Origin of the sequence: Agrobacterium sp. V1 (genome assembly GCF_030518355.1) — a bacterium.
GTDB classification, from domain to species: Bacteria; Pseudomonadota; Alphaproteobacteria; order Rhizobiales; family Rhizobiaceae; genus Agrobacterium; species Agrobacterium cucumeris.
Genome location: NZ_JAULSF010000001.1, coordinates 1068155 through 1091907, shown reverse-complemented (window position 1 = coordinate 1091907; position 23753 = coordinate 1068155). Strand labels below are relative to the sequence as shown.

At 59.1% G+C, this 23753-nt stretch carries 22 protein-coding genes; 7 read left to right on the top strand and 15 right to left on the bottom strand.

Going from position 1 to position 23753, the window contains the following annotated elements; all coding sequences use genetic code 11:
- Nucleotides 1–120 precede the first annotated feature (120 nt).
- Both QSV77_RS05345 and QSV77_RS05340 read left to right on the top strand, forming a co-directional pair.
- Entirely contained in the window at nucleotides 121–678 is a 558-nt protein-coding gene (locus QSV77_RS05345; RefSeq protein WP_302732744.1) for a fasciclin domain-containing protein, read from the top strand.
- Between the two features lie 187 nt (nucleotides 679–865).
- Nucleotides 866–1669 (top strand): endonuclease/exonuclease/phosphatase family protein, encoded by an 804-nt coding sequence (locus QSV77_RS05340; protein ID WP_302732743.1) that lies wholly within the window; start codon nucleotides 866–868, stop codon nucleotides 1667–1669.
- Nucleotides 1670–1698: 29 nt separating this feature from the next.
- Here QSV77_RS05340 and QSV77_RS05335 read toward each other — a convergent pair whose 3' ends face one another.
- Nucleotides 1699–2202 carry a hypothetical protein gene (locus tag QSV77_RS05335; RefSeq protein WP_142839721.1) on the bottom strand — a complete coding sequence of 168 codons (504 nt, stop codon included), beginning with the start codon at nucleotides 2200–2202 and terminating at the stop codon, nucleotides 1699–1701.
- 196 nt (nucleotides 2203–2398) lie between these two features.
- On the opposite strand from QSV77_RS05335, the gene QSV77_RS05330 reads away from it, so the two are divergent.
- Complete coding sequence (locus QSV77_RS05330) at nucleotides 2399–3676, top strand: MFS transporter (protein ID WP_302732741.1); 1278 nt, start codon at nucleotides 2399–2401, stop codon at nucleotides 3674–3676.
- Nucleotides 3677–3742: 66 nt separating this feature from the next.
- Here QSV77_RS05330 and QSV77_RS05325 read toward each other — a convergent pair whose 3' ends face one another.
- The 5 genes from QSV77_RS05325 to cysG form a co-directional block, all read right to left on the bottom strand.
- Nucleotides 3743–4555 carry a ferredoxin--NADP reductase gene (locus tag QSV77_RS05325; protein WP_302732740.1) on the bottom strand — a complete coding sequence of 271 codons (813 nt, stop codon included), beginning with the start codon at nucleotides 4553–4555 and terminating at the stop codon, nucleotides 3743–3745.
- Nucleotides 4556–4703: 148 nt separating this feature from the next.
- Nucleotides 4704–5210, bottom strand: coding sequence for a DUF934 domain-containing protein (locus tag QSV77_RS05320; protein ID WP_142839718.1), 507 nt, complete (start codon nucleotides 5208–5210; stop codon nucleotides 4704–4706).
- A 10-nt stretch (nucleotides 5211–5220) separates the two neighbouring features.
- Nucleotides 5221–6891 (bottom strand): nitrite/sulfite reductase, encoded by a 1671-nt coding sequence (locus tag QSV77_RS05315; RefSeq protein WP_302732739.1) that lies wholly within the window; start codon nucleotides 6889–6891, stop codon nucleotides 5221–5223.
- Nucleotides 6892–6899: 8 nt separating this feature from the next.
- Complete coding sequence (locus QSV77_RS05310) at nucleotides 6900–7214, bottom strand: DUF2849 domain-containing protein (RefSeq protein ID WP_302732738.1); 315 nt, start codon at nucleotides 7212–7214, stop codon at nucleotides 6900–6902.
- The gene (gene cysG / locus QSV77_RS05305; protein WP_302732737.1) at nucleotides 7207–8670 is read right to left on the bottom strand and encodes a siroheme synthase CysG; all 1464 of its coding nucleotides are present in this window, start codon (nucleotides 8668–8670) and stop codon (nucleotides 7207–7209) included. Before cysG ends, QSV77_RS05310 begins: the two co-directional genes overlap by 8 nt.
- Nucleotides 8671–8932: 262 nt before the next feature.
- On the opposite strand from cysG, the gene QSV77_RS05300 reads away from it, so the two are divergent.
- Both QSV77_RS05300 and mazG read left to right on the top strand, forming a co-directional pair.
- Complete coding sequence (locus tag QSV77_RS05300) at nucleotides 8933–9520, top strand: deaminase (protein ID WP_302732736.1); 588 nt, start codon at nucleotides 8933–8935, stop codon at nucleotides 9518–9520.
- A 69-nt stretch (nucleotides 9521–9589) separates the two neighbouring features.
- Complete coding sequence (gene mazG / locus QSV77_RS05295; protein ID WP_302732735.1) at nucleotides 9590–10435, top strand: nucleoside triphosphate pyrophosphohydrolase; 846 nt, start codon at nucleotides 9590–9592, stop codon at nucleotides 10433–10435.
- Between the two features lie 153 nt (nucleotides 10436–10588).
- Here mazG and hflX read toward each other — a convergent pair whose 3' ends face one another.
- From hflX to dusB, 8 genes are all read right to left on the bottom strand, one after another.
- Nucleotides 10589–12010, bottom strand: a complete 1422-nt coding sequence (hflX, locus tag QSV77_RS05290) for a GTPase HflX (RefSeq protein ID WP_193559495.1) — start codon at nucleotides 12008–12010, stop codon at nucleotides 10589–10591.
- A gap of 108 nt (nucleotides 12011–12118) precedes the next feature.
- Nucleotides 12119–12361 carry an RNA chaperone Hfq gene (hfq, locus tag QSV77_RS05285; RefSeq protein WP_003496145.1) on the bottom strand — a complete coding sequence of 81 codons (243 nt, stop codon included), beginning with the start codon at nucleotides 12359–12361 and terminating at the stop codon, nucleotides 12119–12121.
- Between the two features lie 184 nt (nucleotides 12362–12545).
- Nucleotides 12546–13943 (bottom strand): Trk system potassium transporter TrkA, encoded by a 1398-nt coding sequence (gene trkA, locus QSV77_RS05280; RefSeq protein WP_302733889.1) that lies wholly within the window; start codon nucleotides 13941–13943, stop codon nucleotides 12546–12548.
- Between the two features lie 26 nt (nucleotides 13944–13969).
- The gene (locus tag QSV77_RS05275; protein WP_035217431.1) at nucleotides 13970–15334 is read right to left on the bottom strand and encodes a sigma-54 dependent transcriptional regulator; all 1365 of its coding nucleotides are present in this window, start codon (nucleotides 15332–15334) and stop codon (nucleotides 13970–13972) included.
- On the bottom strand, nucleotides 15324–17585 hold the full coding sequence (locus QSV77_RS05270; protein ID WP_142839711.1) for a PAS domain-containing sensor histidine kinase: 2262 nt from the start codon (nucleotides 17583–17585) through the stop codon (nucleotides 15324–15326). Before QSV77_RS05270 ends, QSV77_RS05275 begins: the two co-directional genes overlap by 11 nt.
- Before the next feature lie 150 nt (nucleotides 17586–17735).
- Entirely contained in the window at nucleotides 17736–19187 is a 1452-nt protein-coding gene (gene ntrC / locus QSV77_RS05265) for a nitrogen regulation protein NR(I) (RefSeq protein WP_046800205.1), read from the bottom strand.
- On the bottom strand, nucleotides 19184–20332 hold the full coding sequence (locus QSV77_RS05260; RefSeq protein ID WP_046800206.1) for a nitrogen regulation protein NR(II): 1149 nt from the start codon (nucleotides 20330–20332) through the stop codon (nucleotides 19184–19186). The genes ntrC and QSV77_RS05260 overlap by 4 nt, the downstream gene beginning before the upstream one ends.
- On the bottom strand, nucleotides 20329–21345 hold the full coding sequence (gene dusB, locus QSV77_RS05255) for a tRNA dihydrouridine synthase DusB (RefSeq protein ID WP_302732734.1): 1017 nt from the start codon (nucleotides 21343–21345) through the stop codon (nucleotides 20329–20331). Before dusB ends, QSV77_RS05260 begins: the two co-directional genes overlap by 4 nt.
- Nucleotides 21346–21620: 275 nt before the next feature.
- Here dusB and QSV77_RS05250 point away from each other — a divergent pair, with 275 nt between their 5' ends.
- A complete protein-coding gene (locus QSV77_RS05250) occupies nucleotides 21621–22808 on the top strand; it encodes a bifunctional 2-C-methyl-D-erythritol 4-phosphate cytidylyltransferase/2-C-methyl-D-erythritol 2,4-cyclodiphosphate synthase (RefSeq protein WP_302733888.1) in 1188 nt (395 codons plus the stop codon).
- Entirely contained in the window at nucleotides 22805–23314 is a 510-nt protein-coding gene (locus QSV77_RS05245) for a CinA family protein (protein WP_302732733.1), read from the top strand. The genes QSV77_RS05250 and QSV77_RS05245 overlap by 4 nt, the downstream gene beginning before the upstream one ends.
- Here the strand turns inward: QSV77_RS05245 and QSV77_RS05240 are convergent.
- A complete protein-coding gene (locus QSV77_RS05240) occupies nucleotides 23296–23751 on the bottom strand; it encodes a type II toxin-antitoxin system RatA family toxin (RefSeq protein ID WP_142839707.1) in 456 nt (151 codons plus the stop codon). The genes QSV77_RS05245 and QSV77_RS05240 overlap by 19 nt on opposite strands.
- Nucleotides 23752–23753 lie beyond the last annotated feature (2 nt).

The following is a 23753-nucleotide window of genomic DNA, read 5'->3' as shown; positions in this document are numbered from 1 at the left end:
CTGGTTCGCCTCGAAACTTCGGGGAAACGGCTTTCGTCTCTTTAATCGCTACGGATGACCGATAGCGGCCGCCGGAAGAACTGCCTTTCGGGGTTTGGAAGTCACCAAGGAGGAATAACGATGTACAACGTTTCTGTTCGTGCCCTGACGCTGGCCGCAGCTCTTTCCATCGGCATGGTTTCCGCTTACGCGGCGAACCCCAAAGTTGGCGGCGCCGCAATGTTCGAGGACAAGAATATCGTTGAAAATGCGATGAACTCGAAAGACCACACAACGCTTGTCGCAGCGGTGAAGGCAGCCGGGCTTGTCGAAACGCTGCAAGGAAAAGGTCCGTTCACGGTGTTTGCGCCGACCAACGAAGCTTTCGCTGCCCTCCCGAAGGGTGCGGTCGACGATCTTCTGAAGCCCGAGAACAAGGCGAAGCTGGTCAAGGTACTGACCTGCCACGTCGTCGCCGCCAATGCACTGTCACCGGCCATCGAAAAGATGATCAAGGACGACAAGGGGGAGCATGACGTGAAGACCGTCGGTGGCTGCGTGCTCAAGGCCAAGGAAAGCATGGGCAAAATCACATTGACAGACGAGAATGGTACGGTTGCCCATGTAACCATCACCGACGTCAAGCAATCCAATGGCGTCATTCATGTCATCGACAAGGTGTTGCTGCCGAAGATGTAGTCAGCGCTGCCTGACACAAAATCTCCGAGTAAGGCATTCGGCTTGAACCTGCATCAAAGGCCCGGAAACATCCGGGCCTTTGTCATCAGGGCGACGACACCCCCACACACCGAAATCGCGGTACGGATTGATCGCCAGCGGTTCCATGCTAAACGGGATCATGCAATTCCGCGGCGATGGAGTGTGAATGCGTCTGATCTGCCTGAACGGCTGGGGCGGGAAGCTCCATGACGAGCTTGTTCCCTATCTCTCCTTTTCCGATCCCGATATCCTGTGTCTGCAGGAAGTGGTGCATACACCTGCTGCCACGCAGGACTGGCTGTCCTATCGCGATCACGGCATCGACCTGCCGCAGAGGGCGAATTTCCTGCGGGATGTCGCAGACGCCCTGCCCGATCACTTGGCGGTTTTCTGCCCGGCAGCGCAGGGTGATCTCTGGGACGGTGACATACGATATCCGTCGCAATGGGGGCTGGCGACCTTCGTGCGTAAATCCATTGCCATTGTCGCGCAGGCGCAGGGTTTCGTTCACGGCACCTTTTCAGCCGATGGATATGGCGACCACCCGAGATCGCGGACCGCCCATGCCATTCGTATTTTCGATTTCACGACCGGCCAGCCCGCCGTCATTGCCCACATGCACGGCCTGCGAGACCCCGAAGGCAAACACGACAGCCCCGCGCGTCTGGCCCAGGGGAAGCGCCTCGTCCAGCTGGTCAGAAATATCGCGGAGGCTGGTGACCGGATCATCGTCTGCGGCGATTTCAATGTTTTGCCCGACAGCGAGACTTTTGCCGTTCTGAGAGAACTTGACCTCACCGAGTTGGTCACAACGCGCGGCTTTAACGACACGCGGACTTCGCATTACATCAAGCAGAACCGTTATGCGGATTACATGCTGGTCAATCCGACTGTGAAGATCGACCATTTCGACGTTGTGGCGCAGCCGGAGGTTTCGGATCATTGCCCGCTGCTGCTTGAATTCAGATAGACAAGCTGGCGCTACATTATCGCTGCTCGTCAGCGCACCAGCCGGATGTCGCTCGTCACCACCGTCTTGCCGGTTCTGCCGTCCTTATCAGTGGTGCGCAGCCGCAGTCCGTTGGCTCCAATCTTTTCGATGGTCATGGCGGCAACCCGGTCGCCGTTTATGTCGCGGTTCCAGCGGACCGTCAGGTTGATTGCGTTTCCTCGCCTCGTGCCGGAAAGGGCCGATGGTCGGCCAGACGGGCCAGTATAGGCCCCGCTGTAGCGTCCGCCCTTTTCTGAAAGATCGGCCGCTATAGCGCGCCTTACCACAAGAAGGCCGCGGCACGTGCCAGACATGTTGAGCGACGATGCCCCCGCATTGGAATTCAGCGTACAGCTTACATTGATCGGCGGAGTACCGATCCGCGTAATCACGGTCCCCTTGCCGGCCCATGTGCCTTTCAGCGATGAGAGGAATGCGCGTTCATCCGCATGTGCGGGCTGGCCACCGAGCAATACAGCCGAAAATAGAAGTGCTAAAGCATGGGTTTTCATGGCGAGTAATCCGTTTTTCCACGGAGACTAACTCGACAGTACGGTCAAACGTTCCCTCAGCCTATTCTGCGGCGATCAAAAATGTCGAGAGTTTTATGTTTATCTCTCGCCGATGCAACCAAATGCAGACACAGCTGTTTCTCGCCAGCCTTGATCAATTTCCCATTACTCGCGCATGTTTTTCGGAGCGTATTTCATGACGACTATTGGCGTTTCGACTCCGCATGGTGGTCTTCCTTCGGGCGGTCTGCCGCGCAGCGGTGGCATCCCAGACCGCACGCTTTTTGCCCTTGCAGCGTTGAATTTTTTCCTCGCCGATGCCCGCGACGGTCTCGGTCCGTTTCTGGATGCATTTCTGGCGACAAAGGGCTGGTCTTCGCTCTCGCTGGGCATGATCGCCACGGTGGGTGGCCTTGTCGGTCTGCTTGCGACACCGCTCTGCGGTGCCCTTGTCGATGGCACAACATGGAAGAGGATGCTGATTGCCATCCCTGTCGTTCTCGTGACCATCGGCGCGCTGATCACGCTGATCTTTCCGGATGCCTGGATCGTCTGGACCGGGCAGATCATGACGGCGGTCGTCGGCGCCGTGGTCGGCCCAGCACTTGCCGGCCTCACACTGGGTCTTGTCGGCGAGCGCCTGTTTTCCCATCAGATCTCGCGCAACGAATTCTGGAACCACGGCGGCAATTTCGCGTCGCTTTTTGCGACCTATGTGGTCGTCACCTTCTTCGGCATGAATGGGATTATTGGCCTGATGCTGCTGACCGCTGCAGGCGCTCTGGTCGCGACGGCGGCGATTGATCCTGACAGGATAGATCACAAGGCTGCGCGTGGTCTTGCCGAAGACAAGGGAGAGCCCGGGCCATCCGGAATAAGGGTTCTGCTGCACGAACGCGGGCTGATCTTTCTCGCCATCATTCTGCTCGTCTTCCATTTTGGCAACGCGCCCATGGGTCGATTGATCGCACAGGATTTCGCCATCGAATTGCAAACGCCCTTCCGCACCACAGCCATCATCACCGGCGTCGCGCAATTCGCGATGATTTTCGTCGCTGCGATGGCGCCGTGGTTGATACGCCGTTTCGGTCTTTCGACGGTGTTTATCATCGCTCTCGTCGCCCTGCCCATACGTGGCCTTCTCGCTTCGGCCTTTACGGATTTCTGGGTCGTCTTTCCGGTGCAGTTTCTTGACGGGGTTGGCGCCGGTCTGCTCGGCATCGTCACACCTGTCGCAGTGGAAAGAATCTTGAAGGGGACCGGCCGTTTTAATGTCGGCCTTGCCAGCGTCATGATGGTTCAGGGCATTGGCGCATCATTTAGCAATGTCGTTGCAGGCTGGCTGGTGACGAAGGGTGGTTATTCGCTGTCGCATCTCGTCGGCGGCGGCATCGCGGCGATCGCTATCGGACTTTTCGTTCTCTATCGCAACGAAATCGCGCCGAAACAGGATGATGACAGCGTTTCTCGATAGCTAACACTGAAGGTGCAAATAAAAAGGAGGCCTGACGGCCTCCTGAAATCTCGTCGTCTTATGCGTTCAGCCGACGAAAGCGCGCTCGATCACAAATTCGGCGGGCTTGTTGTTGGCGCCTTCATTCAAGCCGGCCTTTTCAAGCAATTCCTTGGTGTCCTTCAGCATGGCCGAGGAACCGCAGATCATGCCGCGATCAATTTCCGGATCAAGCGCCGGCACGCCAAGATCAGCAAACAGCTTGCCGCTCTCGATCAGCGTGGTGATACGGCCCTTGAAGGGGTAATCCTCACGGGTCACCGTCGCATAATGCTTGAGCTTGTCGCCGACGATTTCGTTCAGGAATTCGTGGTTGCGGATTTCCTCAACCAGATCGAAGCCGTATTTCAGCTCGGCAACATCACGGCAGGTATGGGTGAGGATGACCTCTTCAAACTTCTCATAGGTCTCGGGGTCACGGATCAGGCTTGCGAAGGGCGCAATGCCGGTGCCGGTCGAGAACATGTAGAGCCGTTTGCCGGGTGTCAGCGCATCCAGAACCAGCGTGCCTGTCGGCTTCTTGCGCATCAGAACCGTGTCACCGGGCTTGATTGCCTGAAGATGGGAGGTCAGCGGACCGTCTGGAACCTTGATCGAGAAGAATTCCAGTTCCTCATCCCAGGCGGGGCTGGCGATCGAATAAGCGCGGTAGATCGGCTTTTCTCCGACCATCAGGCCGATCATGGCGAACTCACCGGAGCGGAAACGGAAACCAGCAGGACGTGTCATGCGGAAACGGAACAGGTGATCCGTATAGTGCTCCACAGATAAAACCGTCTCGGCGTAAACACCATCAGGTATCTTGATCGCGAAATCTTCCGTCTTGGCTGGCGCGTTCATTTCAGGTTCCGTCCATTCTTATTCGATAAGCGACATTCTCCAACCGGGCAATTATACCATTTTTGCCGAGGTTTGAAGGCATGAGAATATCACAACTGCTATGTGCTCAGGAAATATGTATCAAAAAATCATATTTCCGCGCAACGTGTCACAGGGACGCACGCCGACGCCAGCTATAAGCCTCGCCGCCCGCCGCCGGCCGGGCCGTCGGCTGGTAATAAACCGGGATTTCCGGCAGGCGATTTTCGGACAGGCGGCGGATCGCCGTGCCGTTCGTCACTGCAAAACTGGTAAAGCCAGTGCGCAGCATCGGCGGCACCTGGTCGATCAGCACGTCGCCGACCGCCCTCACCTCGCCTCTAAAACCGAGGCGGTTGCGCAGCAGCGAAGCGTGGCTGAACCCCCGGCCATCGTTGAAGGCCGGAAAACTCACGGCCACGAGGTCGATACGGTCAAGGTAGGGCTCAAGGCGGGTGACATCGTCAGCCGGCGCAATCAGCACGCCCAGGCCTACATCGTTGCTTTCCGCCGCACGGATGAGGAAATCGGCGAGCGGCAGCAGCGGCTTTTGCGCGGCTGTCGCTTTCACCTCTTCCGTTTCGATCACCCAGGGATCGTTTTCCACGAAGCCGTCGCGGTTCCAGATTTTCGTCATGACACTCTCCTCAGGCGGCTTCGGCGGCGGAACCGTAGAGCGCATCCTTGAAAGGCTGCGGTCCGACACGGCGATAGGCATCGAGGAAGATTTCCTCTTTCGACAGACGAAGCCGCAGATAGGTATCGACGATGGTTTCAATGGCGTCGGTTACCCTGTCCGGCTCGAAACCACGGCCGATGATCTCACCGATCGAGGTATTTTCGTCACCCGATCCACCGAGCGTGATCTGGTAAAGCTCGGCTCCCTTTTTCTCCACGCCCAGCAGGCCGATATGGCCGACATGGTGATGGCCGCAGGCATTGATGCAGCCGGAAATCTTGATCTTCAGCTCACCAATTTCCGCCTGACGCTCCGGAGCGCCGAAACGGGTAGAGATTTCCTGCGCCACTGGAATGGAGCGCGCATTGGCAAGCGCGCAATAGTCCAGCCCGGGACAGGCAATGATATCGGTGATCAGCCCGGCATTGGCGGTCGCAAGGCCAGCACCCACCAGTGCACGATAGACCGGTTCCAGATCGGCCAGCGCTACATGCGGCAGGATGATGTTCTGCTCGTGGCTGATGCGGATTTCGTCGAACGCGTATTCCTGGGCGATATCAGCGACGAGTTCCATCTGCTCGTCGGTCGCATCACCCGGAATGCCGCCGATCGGTTTCAGCGAAATCGTCACCATGCCGTAATCGGGGTGCTTGTGCGGCTGGACGTTCTGGTCAACGAAACGGGCAAAACCCTCATCCGCCTTCTTCCAACGCGCCAGGCTTTCCCAGCCTTCTGGGCGGTTCCTCAGTTCCGGCGGCGCGAAATAAGCGGAAATCGCCGCGATATCGGCATCCGGCAGCTTCAATTCGGTGTTTTTCAGCTCGGCGAACTCGACTTCGACCTGGCGGGCCAGTTCTTCCGCACCGGTTTCATGCACGAGGATCTTGATGCGCGCCTTGTATTTATTGTCGCGGCGGCCGTGCAGGTTATAAACGCGCATGATTGCCGTGGTGTAGGACAACAGGTCCTCTTCCGGCAGGAAATCGCGGATTTTCTTGGCGATCATCGGCGTGCGGCCCTGCCCGCCACCGACATAAACGGCAAAACCGACCTCGCCCTTGTCGTTCTTTTTCAGATGCAGGCCGATATCATGGACCTGAATGGCGGCGCGATCGCGCTCGGCACCCGTTACCGCGATCTTGAACTTGCGCGGCAGGAACGAGAATTCCGGGTGCACGGAAGACCATTGGCGCAGGATTTCCGCATAGGGGCGTGGATCGGCGACCTCATCGGCAGCCGCACCGGCGAAATGATCGGCGGTGACATTGCGAATGCAGTTGCCCGACGTCTGCAGCGCGTGCATTTCCACGCTTGCCAGTTCAGACAGGATATCCGGCGTATCTGATAGCTTCGGCCAGTTATACTGGATGTTCTGGCGCGTAGTGAAGTGGCCGTAACCCCGGTCATATTTGCGGGCGATATGGGCCAGCATCCGCATCTGTTGCGAATTCAGCGTACCGTAGGGAATGGCGACGCGCAGCATATAGGCATGCAACTGAAGATAAACGCCGTTCATCAGGCGCAGCGGCTTGAATGCGTCCTCGGCCAGTTCGCCGGACAGCCGGCGCTCGACCTGATCGCGAAACTGCGCCACGCGGCCTTCAACAAATGCGTGATCGAACTCGTCGTAACGGTACATATTCTTCCTCAGACTGCGATAAATGCTGCATCGGCCGGCTTGAAGCCGGTGGCATAGTGCACGGTGGGGCCGGCAGCGCGGATACGCTCGCGAAGCCGGGTCGGCCAGAGCTTGCCATTCTCCTCCACCACGTCAACGATGGCCACATCGACCACCTTGTTGGCGGAAAAATCACGCTTGCCGATTTCCTCGAACGAAGCGACGGCCTCCGGATGGCGGGCAACGATGGCGCCCTGCAGGTTCTCCGTCCAGTCACCATTGGCGTCGAGCCAGACGGCGATACCATCGCCCAGACGATTGGCGGTCAAAACCTTGTCAACCATTTACGTACTCCCGTTTGAAATCCGCCGACTGCACTGACAGTGCAAGCGCCTCGGACCTGTCGAAATTGGCGCCCGCCACCGCATCACCGATGATGACCATGACCGGGCCGGTCAGTTCATCGCGATGTTCGAGGTCGGGCAGATCGTTCAATGTGCCATGCAGCAGGCGACGATCCGCGCGGCTGGCGTTTTCAATAACGGCAACGGTGGTTTCCACACCCAGCCCCGCTTCGATCAGCCGCGTCGCCACCGAGGCGGCAACGCTGCGGCCCATGTAAACGGCGATTGTTGCGCCGGAAACGGCAAGACGGGCCCAATCGGGCAGGACATCGCCGGTCAGATCGTGGCCGGTGGTGAAAATCAGCGACGAAGCCACACCGCGTAGCGTCAGCGGCAATTCGAAATCCGCAGCGGCGGCGAAGGCGGAGGTGATGCCAGGCACGATCTCGTAACCGATGCCGGCATTGCGCAGCGCCGCCATTTCCTCGCCTGCGCGGCCATAGACCAGCGGATCGCCGGATTTGAGGCGCACGACGCGTTTACCATCCCGGCCAAGACGCACCAGCAGACGGTTGATCTCCTCCTGCGACTTGCTGTGGCAGCCCTTGCGCTTGCCGACAGACAGCCTTTCGGCATCGCGGCGGCCCATATCGACAATCGCCTGCGGCACCAGCGCGTCGTAAACGATCACATCGGCTTCCATCAGCACGCGCTGTGCACGCAGCGTCAACAAATCTTCCGCACCGGGACCGGCGCCAACAAGCCAGACGCGACCTTCGCTGCGTTCCGGCGATTGCAGCAGGCGATCTGCGGCATGACGGGCGGAAGAGGTGTCCCCGAGAGCGACAGCATCCGCAACCGCACCCGAAAAGAACCGCCGCCAGAAATTGCGCCGCAACGCGCCCCTGGGCACATTCTCCTCAGCCGCATCACGATACTGCACCGCAAGACGTGCGAGTTTCCCAAGCGACGGCGACAGCATCTGGTCGATGCGGGCGCGGATCATCTGGGCAAGCACCGGCCCTGCCCCTTCCGTGCCAATGGCGATGGCGACGGGCGCGCGCGCGACAATCGCCGGGGTGAAGAAATCGCAAAATTCCGGTTGATCCACCGCATTTGCGGGGATTTTCTTCGCACGCGCGGCGGATACGATTTCGCGGTCGAGCGCCTCGTTTCCAGTGGCGGCAAAAACCAGCGTCGCGCCTTCGATCAGCTCAGCGGCGAAAGCCAAAGCACGATGATCGATGCCATTTTCGCCGATATAGCGGGCAAAATCCGCCTCCGGCTGATCGGCGTAAGCAACGATATGCGCATTGGTGTTGGCGAGAAGCCTTACCTTGGCGAAAGCCTCGTCTCCATTTCCAAAGACGGCGACCAGCCGCCCCTCAACCCGGAAGAAAGCGGGGAAGGTCGAAAGGCGATCGCCAGCTGCGGAAAAATCATGTTCGTTGTGCATTGGACATATATCCCGCATTGCGGCGCAAGATTGAAGAAACAGAAATTCAAGCCTTTCCAGCGCTTGGATTTTTATTTCTCGAACACCCCTGTTTTTGAGGAAAACAAACCGGCACCCCCGTTTTGCACCGGTCACGACGCCCTCAAACCCATGAGAATCCCTTGACAAACCGGGTCCTCGCGCCGAACAAGGTAGGATCATTTTCTGTCGTTTTCTCCACGCGAATACCGCTTTCTTTAAAGCGGCACGAAGGATCAGACCCTTGACCAGCCACAGCCTCGCTTCCCGCCTTCTCGCCGTCATCGAGCATGATATCCTGCCCTTGACGGCCCGCGGTGTGAGCTTGGGCAACAAGGTTTTCGGTGCGGCTATCCTGCGCAAATCCGACCTGTCACTGGTGGTCGCCGAGACGAATAACGAACTCGAAAATCCCCTCTGGCACGGCGAAGTGCATACGCTGAAGCGGTTTTACGAGCTGGGAGAAAAGCCAAATACCAAGGATCTGATTTTCCTTTCCACCCATGAACCCTGCACCATGTGCATGTCGGCCATCACCTGGGCCGGATTCGACAATTTCTATTCCTTCTTCAGCCATGAGGATTCACGCGATGCTTTTGCGATCCCGCATGATCTGAAAATCCTGAAGGAGGTATTCGGGCTGGAGCCGGGCGGTTATCGCCGCAACAACGCGTTCTGGAACTCTTTCTTCATCGCCGATCTGGTTGAGGGCGAGGACGATCCGTTGAAAACCACGTTGAAGGCTCAGACGGCCCGTATCAAGGCAACTTACGATGATCTCTCCACCAGCTATCAGTCATCGAAGAGCGACAACGATATTCCGCTGAACTAGGGCATTTTCGTTGAGGGTGCAGTGCGGATTTCCGCGCGGAAAATGCGTAAAAACAAAGGTTTGAGACATATGGAAGCCTCGAAGGATATTTCCCGCCTGATCGAGATCATGGAGGCGCTCCGCCAGCCGGAAACCGGTTGCCCGTGGGATATCGTTCAGACCTTCGAGACGATCAAGCCTTACACCATCGAAGAGGCCTATGAAGTTGCCGATGCCATCGAGCGCAAGGATACGGACGATCTGTGCGACGAGCTGGGCGATCTTCTCCTGCAGGTGGTTTTCCATGCCCGCATCGCAGAGGAAATGGGCGAATTCGCTTTCGGTGACGTGGTGCATGCCGTCACTTCGAAGATGATCCGTCGTCACCCGCATGTTTTCGCCGTCTCCAGTGCCGACACACCGGAAACGGTCAAGCTGCAATGGGACCAGATAAAGGCTGAAGAAAAACGTGAGCGTGCGGAGCGCCGTGCGCGCCGGGGTATTACCGAGGATTTCAAGGCCGGCTTTCTGGGCGGCGTACAGCGCAGCCAGCCGGCGCTGACCGAGGCTTTGAAGTTGCAGGAACAGGCGGCGCGCGTTGGTTTCGACTGGTCGGACCCGGCGCCCATTCTCGACAAGATCGAAGAGGAAATCGCCGAGCTGCGCGAGGCGCTGGCGGAAGGCAGGCCGGAGAAGGTTGCGGACGAGCTTGGCGACCTGATCTTCGCGCTGGTCAATATCGGGCGCCACGTCAAGGCTGATCCGGAAAATGCTCTGCGCGGCACCAACACGAAATTCCGAAGACGTTTCAATCACATAGAAACATCGCTCCACGATAATGGCGAGACGCTTCAAGCGGCGAGCCTCGAGAGGATGGAAGACCTCTGGCAGGCGGCAAAACGCATCGAGCGGTCGCTTGATGTGGTTCCGTCCTGATTACGACGAACCTCGCCAAACACTCTGCCGTCATCCTCGGGCCTGTCCCGAGGATCTGCCAACGTCTTGATTTTATTCGACGTGTTTAGATCCTCGGGACAAGCCCAAGGATAACGTCGAATGTGAGGGAATGCCGGCTTTCTTACAGACCGTTCAGCGCTCCCAGTCCTCGCGCTCGCGAATGGTTGCTTTTCCAAGCTTCCGCTCCAGTTCCACAGCCTGCGCTTCCGACAGGCGCACATCAAGCGCAACCGATCCGTCCTCATGGTCTTCGCGGTTATCGACGATGGAGTTGCTGTAGACCCAGGAAATCAGCGGCAATTGCTCGACAGACAAGACAACAGTCGTTTCCGTCAGTACACCGGACAGGCGCTTTGAAATCTCTTCCATCAGGGCATCGACGCCCTCACCCGTGATCGCCGAAACGGCACGGATATCAGAGCGGCCTTCGGCGCGCTGCATGATGGCGTCATGCGCTTCCGGCTCCAGACGGTCGACCTTGTTCCAGACCTCGATAATGCGCTTTTCGGCTTCTTTCTCGTCGATGCCGAGATCGCTGAGAATGCGCAGCACATCCGCAGACTGGGCGGCATTGTCCGGATCGGACATATCACGCACATGCAGAACGAGATCGGCTTCAAGCACTTCTTCCAGCGTCGCACGGAAAGCCGCGACGAGATGGGTCGGCAGGTCGGAAATGAAACCGACGGTATCGGACAGGATAACCGTGCGGCCATGCGGCAGTTTCATGCGCCGCAATGTCGGGTCGAGCGTGGCGAACAGCATGTCCTCTGCCAGAACGCCTGCCCCGGTGATGCGGTTGAACAGCGTGGATTTTCCGGCATTGGTGTAACCGACGAGCGCAACGATCGGATGCGGCACCTTGCGGCGCTTGGCGCGGTGAAGCTGGCGGGTACGCACCACCTGCTCCAATTCCTTCTCAAGCTTGACGATGCGATCCTGCAGCAGGCGTCTGTCGGCCTCGATCTGGGTTTCACCCGGACCGCCCATGAAGCCCGCACCACCACGCTGGCGTTCAAGGTGGGTCCAGCTTCTGACGAGGCGACCCTTCTGGTAATTCAGATGCGCAAGATCAACCTGCAGCGTGCCTTCCTTGGTGGAAGCGCGACGGCCGAAGATTTCAAGGATCAGGCCCGTCCGGTCGATGACCTTGGCATTCCATTGCTTTTCGAGATTGCGTTGCTGCACCGGTGTCAGCGGATGATCGACGATCACCAGGCCGGAATTGGTTTCATCCAGAAGATGACCGATTTCCTCGATCTTGCCGGTTCCGAACAGGGTGGCGGGGCGCGGTTGATTGACGGAAACGATGAGACCCTGTGTTACCTCGAGCTCGATGGCAAGCGCCAGACCCTTTGCTTCCTCAAGCTTGGCTTCGACGGAGCGGCCGGGAGCAACTGGTGCCGCCGCATCGCGATTTTCGCGCTGTTGCTTGAGGACCGGCACGAGGACCACGGCGCGCATGTCGTCGCGGCGCTTCTCCTGCTCCGGAATGATCGATTCGTTCGAGGTGTCGCGCGTCGAAATGGGCTCAGCCTTATCAAGAAAGAACATTGCGGCCGACCGCATCCGCGCGGACGGCCATGGAGATTAACCTGACGAGACCGGAAATGTTCCGATCCGGGTCAGTTTATATCGAAGATACCGTCAGAGGGAGCCTGATCAGGCTGCGCCTTCTTCGCTTTCGAACATCTGCATCGGCTGGCCGGGCATGATGGTCGAGATCGCATGCTTGTAGACCAGCTGCGAATGACCGTCACGGCGCAGAAGCACGCAGAAATTGTCGAAGGAAGTGACAACGCCCGTCAGCTTGACGCCGTTGATCAGAAAAATCGTGAGCGAAATCTTTTGCTTACGAACGGTATTGAGGAAAAGATCCTGAAGATTTTGAGAACGTTCCGCCATGGCGCCGCTTCTTTCTTTATTGCCGGCAGGGACACCGGAAAATAATCAATCAATAATAAACCGGCCGAGTCTAGTCCCCCGCTTGGCCAGCCTGCAACTCTGGTATCAAATCATGTCCCATTCCGCAACGGCGAAAACGGCCTGACGAGTACGAGTATTGACCCGCTTTTTCGATTCGAAACAGTCAGAAATATTGTATCGAAACCCGGAAAAGCTGCTCCACGTCGCGCACCGCATCCGCCGAGGCAAACAGCACGACGCGGTCCTTCGCCTTGATCTTCGTGCTGCCATCCGGGCGGATCACCACGCCGTCGCGATAGATCGCGCCGATGCGTACGCCGTCGGGCATGTCGATATCACGGAAGGACTGGCCCACCAGCGGCGAGGTTTCCAGCGCTTCAGCTTCAATCACCTCCGCCGACCCGCGTTGCACGGCATAAACCGAGCGGATGCGGCCTTTGCGCACATGCTGGAGAACGCGGGAGATGGTGACGGCGCGAGGGTTGATATAGGCATCGAGACCGAGCGAACCCGCCACATCGTGAAAGGACGAACTGTTCAGCAGCGCAAGATTGGACTTGCAACCCAGCTGCTTTGCCATCACGGCAGCCAGAATATTCGTCTGGTCGTTATTGGTCAGCGTTACGATCAGATCCGCATCCTGAATATCGGCCTGCATCAGAATTTTCTGATCAAGCGCCGAACCATGCATGACGATGGTGTTGCTGAGCTGCTCCGATGCGGCAACAGCCCTGTCGCGATCCGCCTCGACGATCTTCAGCCGGGTTTTCGGCTGCATCTCCTCGATCTTGCGGGCAACGAAGTGGCCGATATTGCCGGCGCCGGCAATCACGATGCGCTGCGCTTCCTGCTCCTCATGGCCAAACAGGCTTAAGGTACGGCGGGCGTGCTGGCGCTGACAGATGACATAGGCAAGGTCGCCGACCCTCAACTGTTCGGAGGAATGCGCCACCTTGAGGATGCCGTTACGGAAAACACCGACAACCGTGGCGATGAGGTCCGGAAAAAGGTTGGAAAGCTGGTGTAGCGGCGTATTGATTACCGGGCAGTCCTCCATACATTCAATCGCCAGCATGTATATCGTGTCATCCGCGAACCGCACGACGTCGGTGGCGCCTGGAAAGGCGATGCGGCGCAACACCATCTTGCCGACTTCCACTTCCGGGGAAATCGTCACGTCGATCGACATGTTCTCGCGGCTGAAGAGATCGGCATATTCCGGCTTCAGATAACTCTGGTCGCGGATGCGGGCGATCTTGGTCGGCACACTGAACAAGGCATGCGCCACCTCGCAGGCAACGATGTTGATCTCGTCATGCAGTGTGACGGCGATGATCATGTCCGCCTGATCGGCACCCGCTTTCGCCAGCATGTCCGGATGCGCGCCATGGCCGACATAACCGCGCACATCGAGCGTCTCGGTGATGGCGGAGATGAGCGGCGCGGCGGTATCGATCACCGATACCTCGTTATCCTCGCGCGACAATTGTTCGGCTATGCCGTAACCCACCTGCCCTGCGCCGCAAATGATGACTCTCATGCTGTCTCTCTGACGGAATATCGGTTACGGCAATGCGCCTTCTGTCCTTATACGCCGAGAGATTTCAGTTTGCGATGCAGTGCCGATCTTTCCATGCCAACAAATTCTGCCGTGCGCGAAATATTGCCGCCGAAACGGTTTATCTGGGCTACCAGATAATCCCGTTCAAACATTTCACGGGCTTCACGCAGCGGCAGGGTCATGATGTGCTGGTCTCCCTGCGCCGAAATCTTCGGCAGCATGTCGCCGATATCTGATGGCAGCATGTCGGCCGAGATCGGTGCTTCGCCGCCTTCGGGACGCGCGAGAATCATCAGTCGCTCGATATTGTTGCGTAGCTGGCGGATATTTCCCGGCCAGTCGTGCGTCTGCAGGACTGCCATGGCGTCGTCGCCGATCTTGCGCGGACGAATGCCGGCCTGCTCGGAAATCTGCCGCATGAACATGTCGACGAGGAAAGGAATATCCTCGCGCCGTTCGGACAGCGCCGGCACCTTCACGGGCACGACGGCAAGGCGATGGTAAAGATCCTCGCGGAACTGGCCTTCCGCGATCAGGCTTTCGAGGTGATGGGCGGTTGAGGAAATGATGCGCACATCCACCTTCACCCGCTTGCCGCCGCCGACACGCTCGAACTGCTGGTCAACCAGCACACGCAGGATCTTGTTCTGGGTTTCGCGCGGCATTTCACCGACTTCGTCGAGATAAAGAACACCGCGATGGGCCTCTTCCAGCGCGCCGACCTTGCGCGGCTGACCCGGCAGCCCTTCGGTACCGAAGAGCGCGATTTCCATGCGGTCCGGCGTGATCGTCGCGGCATTCAACGCCACGAAAGGCCCGGTGGCGCGTGAGGATTTCTTGTGCACCATGCGCGCCACCAGTTCCTTGCCGGAACCCGAGGGGCCAAGGATCATGATGCGGCTGTTGGTGGGGGCTACCCTGTCGATGGTCTGACGCAGCTGCGAGACCGCAAGGGAAGCGCCGACGAGTTCAACCGCGTCACCCGTGCGCTTCTTGAGTTCCTGAACCTCGCGCTTCAGCTTGGAGTTCTCCAGCGCCCGCTCGGCGATCAGGATAAGGCGGTCAGCCTTGAACGGTTTCTCGATGAAATCGAAAGCGCCGCGCTTGATAGCGTTGACGGCGGTTTCAATATTGCCGTGACCGGAAATCATGACAACCGGAATTTCAGGATGGCGGCTCTTGATCTCGTCTAACAGCGCCAGACCGTCGAGCTTCGAGCCCTGCATCCAGATATCGAGGAAGATCAGGCGCGGCACGCGCTCCGAAATCGCGGCCAGCGCACTGTCGCTGTCGAAGGCCATGCGGGTTTCGTGGCCCTCGTCGGACAAAATGCCCGCCACGATTTCGCGAATATCCGCCTCGTCATCCACGACCAGAATATCAGACGCCATATGCTGCTTCCTTGTTATTTTCGCCGCCGACCGCCTCGATATAGGGCAGCAGCACTCTGATCATGGCGCCGTGGCCGTGATCGAACTCCGGCGGGGCATCGTGGAGTTCCAGATACCCGCCATGCTCTTCGATGATCTTCTTGACGATGGCGAGGCCGAGACCGGTGCCCTTGTCGCGCATCGTCATATAGGGTTCGAGAATGCGATGACGGTTCTCGACGGGAAGGCCGCGGCCATTGTCGATGATGTCAGCCACGAAACGGGAGTTGGCCTCGTCGAAAGAGGCGCGCACGAGGATTTTCCCCGGCCGCTTTTCGCCTTCCACCGCCTCGATGGCTTCCGTCGCATTCTTGATGAGATTGCCGAACGCCTGTCCCAGCATGCGGGCATCAAACATGCCCTCCAGCGCGACATCGCCCAGTTCGGTGGAGAATTTCGTGTCGGCGGCGCTGATTTCCCGCAGGAACGCCGCGTCCTTCAGGATCGAACGCAGGTCCGACTTCTCCTTCGTCGGCTTCGGCATGCGCGCGAAAGCCGAGAATTCATCCACCATCCGGCCGATATCACCGACCTGCCGGACGATGGTGTCCGTACACTGGTCAAAAACGGCGCGGTCGCTTTCGTCGATCTGCTTGCCGAAACGACGCTTGATGCGCTCGGCGGAAAGCTGGATCGGCGTCAGCGGGTTCTTGATTTCATGGGCGATGCGGCGCGCGACATCCGACCATGCGGTGGAGCGCTGGGCGATGACGAGATCGGTGATGTCGTCGAGAGTAATGACGTAGCTGTCGCGGCTGTCGCGGGCATCCTCACGGGTCACCTGCACATTGAGCGTACGCTCCTTGCCACGTCGCATGATGTTGATCTGTTTGCGGAAATTGCCGCGCGACCAGGTGTTGGCCTCAGTCACCACCTGTTCGATCTCAGGCGCGATCTCCGACAATTGCGCGCCGATGAGCTGCTCGGAGGTCTGCGCCAGGAATTCTTCACCCGACGGATTGACGATGGTGATCTTGCGGTTCTCGTCAACACCGATGACGGCGGCTGTAACGCCCGACAATACGGCCTCGATGAAGCGGCGGCGATCGTCGATATCGTCCTTGGCCTCGATGATCTGCTCCTGCTGGCTGCGCAGTTCCGAGACCATCTTGTTGAAAGTGCGCGACAGGCGCCCGACGTCGCCATCGACGGCGCGGACGGGCACCAGAACATGCATGTTGCCGGTGGCGACACTGTCTGCGGCACTGATGAGCAGGCGGATCGGCCGCACGATACGGTCGGCCACCGCAATAGCGGTCCAGATGGCGGCCAGAAGCACGATCAACGCAAAACCGAGATAGAGGATGGCAAAGGCGATCTGCAGCGGCGCGCGGCCTGCCTCCATCGCCTTGTATTCAGCGCGGTTCTCCTCCATCAGCCGCATCGCACCCATCACCTTGGGATCGACGGCGCGAACGGTGTAGAGGAAAGTGCCTTCGATGCCTTCGAGCTTGATGATGGCGCCGACAAGGTTGGTAATGCCGGGCGGGATCAGGGTCGGCTGGCCGGCGGCGGCCTTTTCCAGCGCATCGTGCGGAATGGCGGGAAGCGGTTTCTCCGTCTTGATGTTGGCCTGGGCGACGGCGTCGCCATCTTCCTGCACCAGAAACGCGCCAAGCAGGCCGCGGCCCTTGGCCTGACGGGTCATCAGATCGACGAAGCCCGTGCGGTCGAGATAAAAAAGCGCGCGGTTGCGATCAAGGTCGGTGGCCATCGACAGGGTCTGTCCCTGAAGGTAGCCGGCATTTTCCATCATATAGGCCTGAGCGATATTGCTGGAGGAATCGACGATCGACTGGGTTCTAAGCGAAAACCAGCGATCGAGACCGACATTCAGCGTCAGACTGGCGAAGATGGCGACAAGCACGGCCGGCGTGATTGCCACTATGGAGAAAAGCACGACGATGCGCACATGCAGACGGGCCGCCGCCCTGCCCTTTTTGCGCGCTTTCAGCAGACGGTTGATTTCGCGGCCGATCAAAAAGATCAGGCCGATCACGAAGATCGAATTGATGACGACGGAGGCAATGACGACATTGGATGTCGGTGCAATCGGCGTGACGCCGAGAAGCACGAAGAGTGTGATGATGGCGCAAACGAGGGCGACGCCAGCGAGCACCAGCCCCGGCAGAGCGAAAGACATCCTGCGATCGGCAACCACCATGCCCGCTGCCTCATCGGCAACGGCGTGTTCAGCGGCGGGTTTCCGCATGCACTACTCCCAATCGCTGGCCAGCCAGCACCACATTCCTGAAGTCAGGCGAGAAACGCTTGAGACCAGCGAATCTCTCTCCCTCCTAGTGTTTTCCAAGCAACACAATGTGGCGAAAATGCAACGACAAGTGCGGCCTTGTCAACATTCTCAGGTCGGGCGGGAGCTGCGATAGACCGAAACGCCAAGCTCGCGGATCTTTTTGCGCAGCGTATTGCGGTTGAGGCCGAGGAGATCGGCGGCCTTGATCTGGTTGCCACGCGTCGCCGTCAGGGCAGCGAGAATCAGCGGATATTCGAGTTCGCGCAGCACGCGGTCGTAAAGGCCTGGAGGAGGCAGGCCGTCGCCGAAGCTCGCAAAATAATCCCGCATGTTCTCCTCTACCGCCTGCGAAATGCTCAGCGTGCCGGTGCGGACCGCCATCTTGTCGAGCGGGCTGTCAGGAACATCCGACTGCAATTCCTGCTCGATGATCTCGCGAGTGATGACTTCCTGCGGATAAAGCGCCATCAGCCGGCGGATAAGGTTTTCCAGCTCGCGCACGTTGCCCGGCCAGGCATAGGCCTTCATGACCTCAAGGGCTTCGCTCTCGAAACGCTTGCCTTCCAGGCCTTCCTTCTCGCCTGTCTGGATGAAATGACGCACCAGATCGGGAATATCCTCGGCGCGGTCACGCAGCGGCGGCAGGCGCAGCGGCACGACATTCAGGCGATAATAAAGGTCTTCGCGGAAGAGGCCCTGATTGATCGACTGTTTCAAATCCTTGTTGGTGGCGGCAACGATGCGCACATCGGTGCGGATCGGCGTGCGACCACCCACCGTCGTATATTCGCCCTGTTGCAGCACACGCAGCAGGCGCGTCTGGGCATCCATGGGCATATCGCCGATTTCATCGAGGAACAGCGTGCCACCCTCGGCCTGTTCGAAACGGCCGGTCGAGCGGTTCTGCGCGCCGGTGAAGGCGCCTTTCTCATGGCCGAACAGTTCCGATTCGATGAGATCACGTGGGATCGCTGCCATGTTGATGGCGACGAAGGGACCGTTGCGGCGCTTGCCATAATCATGCAGTGCCCGCGCCACGAGTTCCTTACCGGTGCCGGACTCACCCGTAATCATCAGCGTCAGGTCGGTCTGCATCAGGCGGGCGAGAACACGGTAGATTTCCTGCATCGCTGCCGAGCGGCCAACCAGCGGCATGCCGTCCTGCATGTCGTCATCCAGCTTGGCCGGCTTGCGCTTGGGCTCAGAAAGCGCGCGGCCGATGATGGCGATCAGCTCCGTCAGATCGAAGGGCTTGGGCAGATAATCATAAGCGCCCTTTTCCGAGGCCTTGATGGCGGTCATGAAAGTGTTCTGGGCGCTCATGACCAGAACCGGCAGGTCCGGCCGGGCCTTCTTGATGCGTGGCAGAAGATCAAAGGCGTTTTCGTCCGGCATCACGACATCGGTCACGACAAGATCGCCCTCACCTGCCGAAACCCAGCGCCAGAGCGTTGCGGCATTGGAAGTGATGCGCACATCGTAACCGGCGCGGCTGAGCGCCTGGTTCAGAACCGTGCGGATCGCGGCATCATCATCGGCGACGAGGATCGTAGCTGTCATGGGTCATTTCCTGTCGTGTTCGGCAAAGAGCTGTCGTCGAGCGCCATTTCCGGCGAGACGGGCAACAATACGCGGAAAGTCGTGCGGTGGTTCTGGCTGTCACATTCGACGATGCCGCCATGCGCGCCGATCAGCTTGGCAACAAGTGCCAGGCCGAGGCCCGAACCATTCGTCTTGGTGGTAATGAAAGGATCGAAAAGATGCGGCAAAAGATCGGCCGGGACGCCCGGACCATTATCATGCACGCAGAATTCGAGCGGCAGCGAGATGCGCTCACGGCTGCCGGCGACTGAAAGGCGCATGCCGGGACGGTAAGCGGTGGTCAGCAATATCTCGCCATCCGGCTGGTTGCCCACTGCTTCCGCCGCATTCTTCACCAGATTGAGAAACACCTGCACAAGCTGGTCGCGATTGGCATAGACCGGCGGCAGCGAAGGGTCGTAGTTTTCGGAAATCTTGATGTTGCGGGCAAAGCCGGCCTTGGCGATGGCCTTCACATGATCGAGCACCGAATGGATGTTGACCGGCACGCGGTCCACCGGCCGCTCGTCGGAAAATACCTCCATGCGATCGACCAGCGAGACAATGCGGTCGGTCTCATCGCAGATCAGCCGCGTCAGCGCCCGGTCCTCGTCGGCAACCGATGTTTCCAGCAGCTGGGCGGCGCCACGAATACCGGAAAGCGGATTCTTGATCTCATGCGCCAGCATCGAGGCGAGCCCTGTGACGGAACGAGCCGCCGCGCGATGGGTCAATTGCCGATCGATCTTGTCGGCCATCGACCGTTCCTGAAAGACGACGACGACCGATCCCGGCTCACTGACGACAGGCGCGACGTAGAGGTCGACCAACTTGTCCTGTCCGAGACGCGGAGAACTCAGGTCAACACGATATTCATTGACCGGCGCACGACGTTCCCGCACCTGATCGATCAGCGCCAGAAGCGGGCTACCGAAGGGAATGAAGGTGGAGACGCGGTAGCGGGCAAGATGGGAGGCGCTCGCCCCGAAAAAGGCTTCGGCTTCCCAATTGGCGAATGCGATAAAGCCTTCGGCATCCACCAGAATGACGGGGTTCTGCACCGCGTTCAGAACCGCCATGGCGAGCGGGTTTGCATCTGCCGGGCTGTGTTTGTCAGCGCTCATGCGGCCTTCCTTGCGGCTTCTTCGCCCGCATTTTCGCAAAGGGCGGAGCGCAGCAGATCCGCCACTTCCGCCGTGTCACGCGATGTCATGATTTTAGCCTTGTCGGGCGCGGTAAAATCCGGTGCAAAACGGTCGAGATACCAGCCCAGATGTTTGCGGGCATGCCGCAGACCGGCTTCCCTTCCGTAAAATTCCAGCATCATCTCGTAATGCTCGACGGCAATATCAGCGATTTTGGCGCGTTGCGGTGCTGAATGTCCGGCCAGCACCGCCGGCAGCCAGGGCTGCCCCTGCGCACCGCGACCAACCATGACGGCATCAGCACCGGAACGACGCAGGATTTCCCGCGCATTATCAGCGGTCTCGACATCGCCATTGGCGATCAGCGGCACGGAAATCACCTTGCGCACGGCGCGGATGGCATCCCAGTCCGCGCGGCCTTCGTAAAACTGCATGCGGGTACGGCCGTGAATGGTGATGAGCTGAACCCCTGCCGCTTCGGCGCGGCGGGCAATCTCGGGCGCGTTGATGGTGTTTTCGTCCCAGCCAAGCCGCATCTTCAGCGTGACGGGCACATCGACTGCGCCAACCGTCGCCTCGATAAGCGAGAGCGCATGATCGGGATCGCGCATCAGCGCCGAACCGGAATAACCACCCGTCACCTTCTTGGCCGGGCAACCCATGTTGATATCGATGATGCCGGCGCCGTTATCCGCGGCAATCCTGGCGGCTTCCGCCATGAAATGCGCCTCGCGCCCGGCAAGCTGCACCATATGCGGAACCATGCCGGCATTTTTCAGCCGTGCCCAGGATTCACCCCTGTTAGCCACGAGTTCGCGGCTGGCGACCATTTCCGTCACGACTAGACCCGCGCCATAACGCCAGGCAAGCTGCCGGAACGGCAGATCCGTCACGCCAGACATGGGCGCCAGCACCGCACGATTACGGATCGTTACTGAGCCGATGCTGAACGGTTCTGACAATTCCGGAAGGGACAACTGATGATCTTTCATGCAGAAGGGTTATTTGCATTATTTTTAGACAGTGTTTGCGCAGTTGCCAAGCACTTTTAGAAGGTTGCACCTTTTATTTGCGGGGCGGCTGCCTGCCTGTTTTGCGGTCGGTGGCAATTTGTGCAGGTTGCGACGCGCAATGACAGACGATCCTGCGGCGTGCAGGATGAATGCGCGTCTTATCGGGCTGGCCATCCCGGTTTTGAAACGCTAGAGCAGGACTGTCAACCGCTAAGGGTTGCGCGCAAAGCATATGACCAATGCAGGAAAGTACTATGAAACTCGGCATCGTCATCGTCGCCGCCGGACGCGGTGAAAGGGCAGGCTCCCCCGAGGAGGGGCCAAAACAATATCGCCCGATCGGCGGCAAGGCCGTGATCGAGCATACATTGTCGACCTTTCTTGACTGGGACGGCACCTGCCCGATCGTGATCGTCAGCCATGCCGACGATGCCGCACTGTTGTCACCGATCCTTGAGCGGGTTGATGCCGGCGAGCGGATCATCACGGTGACCGGCGGCGCAACGCGCCAGCAATCGGTGCTGGCCGGGCTTGAGGTGCTTTCCTCGCACGATCTGAGCCATGTCATGATCCATGATGCGGTGCGGCCTTTCGTCGCCGCCGAGATGCTGGAGCGTATCGTGACGCTGCACCGGGAAGGTGCTGTCGGCGTTCTGCCCGCCCTGCCCGTCACCGATACGCTGAAGCGCGGGTCAGATGATCGTGTCGTGGAAACGGTTTCCCGGCAGGGGCTTTATGCGGCGCAGACCCCGCAAAGCTTCGGCTTTGGCGATATTCTCACCGCACACCGCGCCGCTGCCGCTTCCGGAAAGACCGATTTTACCGACGATGCGTCGATTGCCGAATGGGCGGGACTGCCGGTGACGCTGACCGAAGGTTCGGTCGACAATGTCAAACTCACTCTCAAGCGGGATATCACCATGGCTGATGAAAAGCTCTCTCATGCATTGCCCGACGTGCGCACCGGCAATGGCTACGACGTGCACCAGCTGGAGGCCGGGGATGGCGTGACGCTTTGCGGCGTGTTCATCGAACACGACCAGAAACTCAAAGGCCATTCGGATGCCGATGTGGCGCTGCATGCGTTGACGGACGCGCTGCTCGCCACCTGTGGTGCGGGCGATATCGGCGATCACTTCCCGCCATCCGATCCGCAATGGAAGGGTGCAGCCTCACGCATCTTCCTCGAACATGCGGCCAAGGTGGTGCGCGACAATGGCGGCACGATCATGAATGCCGATGTTTCACTGATCGCCGAAGCGCCGCGCATCGGCCCGCACCGCCAGGCCATGCGCGAAGCGCTCTCGGATATGCTCGGCATTGCGCTGGAGCGCTGCTCGGTGAAAGCGACAACCAATGAAACCATCGGCTTTGTCGGCCGCCGGGAAGGCATTGCGGCCATCGCCACCGCTACCGTCGTTTACAGGGGCAGACCACAATGAGCCTTTTTCCCGCTGACATAGAAGAACTGGCGCAGCGGATCATCTCCGATTTCACCGCGCGTGGCTTCATGGTCTCGACCGCCGAAAGCTGCACGGGCGGCCTGATCGCCGGTTCGCTGACCGAAATTGCCGGCTCTTCCGCCGTCGTTGATCGCGGTTTCGTCACCTATACGAACCAGGCCAAGATGGACATGCTGGGGGTTGGCGCCGAGACGCTGACGACCTTCGGCGCGGTATCCCGGCAGACGGCGCTGCAGATGGCGCATGGCGCACTGTTCCGCTCGCGCGCAGATTTTGCCGTGGCCGTGACCGGCATTGCCGGCCCTGGAGGCGGTTCCCCCGACAAACCCGTTGGCCTGGTGCATCTGGCCGCCAAGGCACGCAGCGGCAAAATCCTGCATCATGAAATGCGTTACGGCGAGATCGGCCGCACCGAAATCCGGCTGGCAACCGTCAGAACCGCACTTGAGATGCTTGTCGCCCTCAGTCAGGTCGGGTCGGCGTAAATCTTGTCCGCGCGGGTCTCGAAGGCTTCGGCGAACATGCGGAAGGCCCGATCAAACATCGACCCCATGACGGCGCCGAGCAACCGGCTCTTGAATTCATAATCGATGAAGAAATGAATGGCCGAGCCACCATCTTTCGATTCTTCGAAACGCCAGCGATTGTCGAGATATTTAAACGGCCCATCAATATATTTTACATCGATGGCGCGCTCGGCCGGGTTCAGCAGCACCTGCGTGGTGAAGGTCTCGCGAATGGCCTTGTAGCCCACCGTCATATCCGCCACCAGCAGCACCTTGCCATCCCGCTCCTTGCGCGAGCGAACGGTAAGCCCTTCGCAAAGGGGCAGAAACTCCGGATATTTCTCCACATCGGCGACAAGGTCGTACATGCGGTCGGGTGAGTGTTTGACGTGGCGATGCGTTTCGAACTGGGGCATAA